The 4,376-nt window shown below is 67.4% G+C and carries 5 protein-coding genes; all 5 read left to right on the forward strand.

Going from position 1 to position 4,376, the window contains the following annotated elements:
• Nucleotides 1-373, forward strand: a 373-nt coding sequence (locus AB4Y84_RS14405) for an HRDC domain-containing protein (protein WP_442250330.1), incomplete at its 5' end; no start/stop codon positions are given.
• 174 nt (nt 374-547) lie between these two features.
• Nucleotides 548-934 carry a CopL family metal-binding regulatory protein gene (locus AB4Y84_RS14410; RefSeq protein ID WP_025874646.1) on the forward strand — a complete coding sequence of 129 codons (387 nt, stop codon included), beginning with the start codon at nt 548-550 and terminating at the stop codon, nt 932-934.
• 75 nt (nt 935-1,009) lie between these two features.
• Nucleotides 1,010-2,821, forward strand: coding sequence for a copper resistance system multicopper oxidase (locus AB4Y84_RS14415; protein WP_442250331.1), 1,812 nt, complete (start codon nt 1,010-1,012; stop codon nt 2,819-2,821).
• Nucleotides 2,818-3,783 carry a copper resistance protein B gene (locus AB4Y84_RS14420; RefSeq protein ID WP_442244762.1) on the forward strand — a complete coding sequence of 322 codons (966 nt, stop codon included), beginning with the start codon at nt 2,818-2,820 and terminating at the stop codon, nt 3,781-3,783. The genes AB4Y84_RS14415 and AB4Y84_RS14420 overlap by 4 nt, the downstream gene beginning before the upstream one ends.
• 78 nt (nt 3,784-3,861) lie before the next feature.
• Nucleotides 3,862-4,374 (forward strand): GNAT family N-acetyltransferase, encoded by a 513-nt coding sequence (locus AB4Y84_RS14425; protein WP_442244763.1) that lies wholly within the window; start codon nt 3,862-3,864, stop codon nt 4,372-4,374.
• The last annotated feature ends 2 nt before the right edge of the window (nt 4,375-4,376 follow it).

The following is a 4,376-nucleotide window of genomic DNA, read 5'->3' on the forward strand; positions in this document are numbered from 1 at the left end:
GGACAGCGAGGGCCACGGTGGCCTGCGCCTGACCGATGCCAGCCGCGATGTGCTGACCGGTCGCCGCCAGATCAGCATGCGCCGCGATGCGGTCAGTGCCAGCGCCGGGCGCGAACGCAGCGCGCAACGCACCGGCCTGTCGGTGCTGCCGCAGGACCTGGCCCTGTTCAATGCGCTGCGCGGCCTGCGCGCCGAGCTGGCGCGCGAGCAGAACGTGCCGGCCTTCGTGATCTTCCACGACAGCACCCTGCGCAACATCGCCGAACAGCGCCCGACCTCGCTGGACGAACTGGCCCGGGTCGGTGGCATCGGCGGCACCAAGCTCAGCCGCTATGGCCCGCGCCTGGTAGAGATCGTGCGCGAAGAGGGATGACCCCGGTAGCGCCGGGCCATGCCCGGCGGCCCGCATATCGACCGCGCTTCACGCTCGCCGGGCATGGCCCGGCGCTACCAGGCTGCGCGATTGCGCACCCTCGCCCGGCTCAAACCTTGAACCACCTGTTCAGCCGGATGTGCATGTCCGCCCACTTGCCGCTAGATTAGCGCCATGTCCCTCGCCTCGACCCTGCTCCGTGTCGTGCTCATGCTCAGCCTGTTGCTCAACGGGCTGAACGCGGCCATGGCCAGCGGACACGAGGACATGGGCCGCATGGCCCATGCGATGGCCTCGGCGATGACCGATGAAGGCGACGCCGACTGCCACCACCACGCCGGCATGACTGCAGACGAGGCGCCGCAGGCCAAGGCCCCCGCCCACGACGCACACTGCCAGATCAAGGACTGCGTGCGCAGTTGTGCCCAGCATCCGCTGCTGGCGGTGCAGGCACTGCCTTTCCTGACCGGTCCCGGTCTTTCCCTGACCCCGCAGCCGATGCCTGCCAATGGCCGCCCGGCACCGCCGCTGCCGCCGATCTCACGCCCTCCCATCGGCTGATCCAACACGCCTTGTGCGCGCTGCGCACTGAAGCCGGCCCTGCGCTGGCGTCTTTCCGTGTTTGGAGTCACCACCATGAGTACCCGTATTCCTCCCGGCCCGGGCGCTGTGCCCATGCCGTCGCGCCGTCTGTTCGTGCAGGGCATCGCTGCTGGCGGCGTGGTTGCCGGCATCGCCGCGGCCGGCATCCCGCAGCGCGCGCTCGCCGCCGCTTCTGCTGCACCCCGCCTGGCCAGCGCACCGGCGATCATCAGCGATACCCGCGTCGAACTGGCCATCGGCGAGTCGCTGGCCAACTTCACCGGCCGCACCCGCCCGGCAATCACCGTCAACGGCTCACTGCCGGCACCGATCCTGCGCTGGCGCGAAGGCCAGACCGTGGACCTGTTCGTGCGCAACACGCTCGGCCAGCACCCTACTTCGATCCACTGGCACGGCATCCTGCTGCCGGCCAACATGGATGGCGTGCCCGGCCTGAGCTTCAACGGCATCGGCCCCGGCGAGACCTACCACTACCACTTCGACCTCAAGCAGTCCGGCACCTACTGGTATCACAGCCATTCGCTGTTCCAGGAACAGGCGGGGCTGTACGGCGCGCTGATCATCGACCCGGCCGAACCGGCGCCGTACCGGCATGACCGCGAGCACGTGATCATGCTGTCCGACTGGACCGACATGGATCCCGGCGCGCTGTTCCGGCGAATGAAGAAGCTCGCCGAGCACGACAACTACTACAAGCGCACCCTGCCCGACTTCCTGCGCGACGCGCGTCGCGATGGCTGGTCCGCCGCCCTGTCCGACCGCGGCATGTGGGGCCGGATGCGGATGACGCCCAGCGACATCTCCGACATCAACGCGCACACCTACACCTACCTGATGAACGGGACCGCGCCGGCCGGCAACTGGACCGGGCTGTTCCGCAGTGGCGAAAAGGTGCTGCTGCGCTTCATCAACGGCGCCTCGATGACCTACTTCGACGTGCGCATCCCCGGCCTGAAGATGACCGTGGTCGCCGCCGACGGCCAGTACATCCATCCGGTCAGCATCGACGAGTTCCGCATCGCCCCGGCCGAAACCTACGACGTACTGGTGGAACCCAGCGGCCAGGATGCCTTCACCATCTTCTGCCAGGACATGGGCCGCACCGGCTATGCCGCCGGCACCCTCGCCGTGCGCCATGGGCTGCAGGCACCGATTCCCGCACGCGATCCGCGCCCGTTGCTGACGATGAGCGACATGGGTCACGACATGGGCGGCGGTGGCCACGGCGGCCACGACATGGCAGCAATGAAGGGCATGGAAGGCGGCTGCGGTGCCAGCATGGGCCACGGCGCACATGGCGGCGGCGATACCGCCAGCAAAGCGCCAAAGCATCCGGCCAGCGAGCGCAACAATCCGTTGGTGGACATGCAGAGTTCGGCCACCGAGCCCAAGCTGGACGACCCCGGCATCGGCCTGCGCGACAACGGCCGCCAGGTGCTGACCTATGGTGCGATGCGCAGCCTGTTCGAAGACCCCGATGGCCGCGAGCCCGGCCGCGAGATCGAGCTGCACCTGACCGGCCACATGGAGAAGTTCTCCTGGTCGTTCGATGGCATTCCCTTCGCCGGTGCCGAGCCACTGCGCCTGAACTACGGCGAGCGCATGCGCATCGTGCTGGTCAACGACACCATGATGCAGCACCCGATCCATCTGCATGGCGTGTGGAGCGATCTGGAAAACGCACAGGGTGAATTCCAGCTGCGCAAGCACACCATCGACATGCCGCCCGGTACGCGCCGCACCTATCGCGTACGCGCCGATGCACTCGGCCGCTGGGCCTACCACTGCCATCTGCTGTACCACATGGAAGCCGGCATGATGCGCGAAGTGAGGATCGAAGAATGAGCCGTTCCCTGCTTGCTCCGAGCCTGCTGACGCTCGGCCTGTTGGCCGCGTTGCCCGCATTCGCGCAGTCCCATGCCGGCCATGACATGACAGCGCCCTCGCCTCCTGCCGATGCCACGCCAGCGGCAGCGGCCGACGTGGATCATTCGAAGATGGACCATTCGAAGATGGATCACGGTGCGATGGACCATTCAACGATGGACCATGGCGCGATGGATCACGCGGCAATGGGCCACGGCACGCCCGCGCCGACCGAGCCGCGCGAACCGATACCGGTCCCCACCGATGCCGATCGTGCGGCCGCGTTCCCCCCCATCGCGCATGGTGCGATGGAACATCCACCGGAAATCCACAGCCTGCTGCTGATCGATCGCCTGGAGCACTGGGATGGAAAGAACGGCAACGGCCAGGCCTGGGAGGCCAGCGGCTGGATCGGCGGCAACATCAACCGCCTGTGGCTGCGCACCGATGGCGAACGCAGCGAAGGCCGCACGGAATCGTCGGGCGTGGAAGCACTCTACGGGCGTGCCATTTCGCCGTGGTGGGACGTACTGGTCGGCGTACGCCAGGACTTCCGCCCCGCCGATTCCCGCACCTGGGCGGCGATCGGCATCCAAGGGTTGGCGCCGTACAAGTTCGAAAGCTCGGCCACGCTGTATGCCGGTTCCGGTGGCCAGTTGATGGCCAAGGCCGAGATCGAATACGACGTGCTGTTGACCAACCGGTTGATCCTGCAGCCCCTGCTGGAAGCGACCGTGGCCAGCAAGGATGAACCGGAGTACGGCATCGGCCGCGGCCTGAACAAGGTCGAGGCCGGCCTGCGCCTGCGCTACGAGTTCAGCCGACGCTTCGCGCCGTACGTCGGCATCAGCCACGAACGCAGTTTCGGCGACACCGCGGACTATGCCGGCGACCATGCACGCGATACGCGCTGGGTCGCCGGCATCCGCATGTGGTTCTGAGCAGCGGATCGTGAGCAGCCAGCCCCGGCAAGCACCGGGGCCGGCTACACTGCCGCACGTTCCATTGCAGGCTGCACCATGTCGTTGCATATCCGCCGCGCCACCCTGGCCGACGTCGACGCGTTGTCGGAAATCGCCATCGCCACCTACACCGAAACCTGGGGCGATTCCTATCCGCCGCAGGACCTGCACACCTTCCTGCAGGATCACTACGGCACCGTACCGCAGCAGGTCGAACTGTCCGACCCGCGCAGCGCGGTGTGGCTGCTGCTGGAGGGTGAAACGGTGGTGGGCTATCTGGCCGCCGGTGCCAACACCCTGCCGCATGCCGAGGCACGCGACGGCGACATCGAGCTCAAGCGGCTGTACGTCCAGGCCAGCTACCAGAACGGCGGCCATGGAGCGCGCCTGATGGACACGTTCATGGCCTGGCTGGACCAGCCACAGCGCCGCACCCTGTGGGTGGGCGTGTGGGAAGAGAACTTCGGTGCGCAGCGCTTCTACGCGCGCTACGGCTGCAGCAAGGCCGGCGAGTACGACTTCATCGTCGGCGACAGCCGCGACCGCGAGTTCATCCTGCGCCGCCCCTGAGC

It is taken from the genome of Stenotrophomonas sp. 2YAF22, from assembly GCF_052114665.1.
Lineage (GTDB): Bacteria > Pseudomonadota > Gammaproteobacteria > Xanthomonadales > Xanthomonadaceae > Stenotrophomonas > Stenotrophomonas indicatrix.

Excerpts from the sequence above, each read along its gene's own strand:
- AB4Y84_RS14410 (WP_025874646.1), top strand. The coding sequence starts at position 548 with ATGTCCCTCGCCTCGACCCTGCTCCGTGTCGTGCTCATGCTCAGCCTG.
- AB4Y84_RS14415 (WP_442250331.1), top strand. The coding sequence starts at position 1,010 with ATGAGTACCCGTATTCCTCCCGGCCCGGGCGCTGTGCCCATGCCGTCG.
- AB4Y84_RS14420 (WP_442244762.1), top strand. The coding sequence starts at position 2,818 with ATGAGCCGTTCCCTGCTTGCTCCGAGCCTGCTGACGCTCGGCCTGTTG.
- AB4Y84_RS14425 (WP_442244763.1), top strand. The coding sequence starts at position 3,862 with ATGTCGTTGCATATCCGCCGCGCCACCCTGGCCGACGTCGACGCGTTG.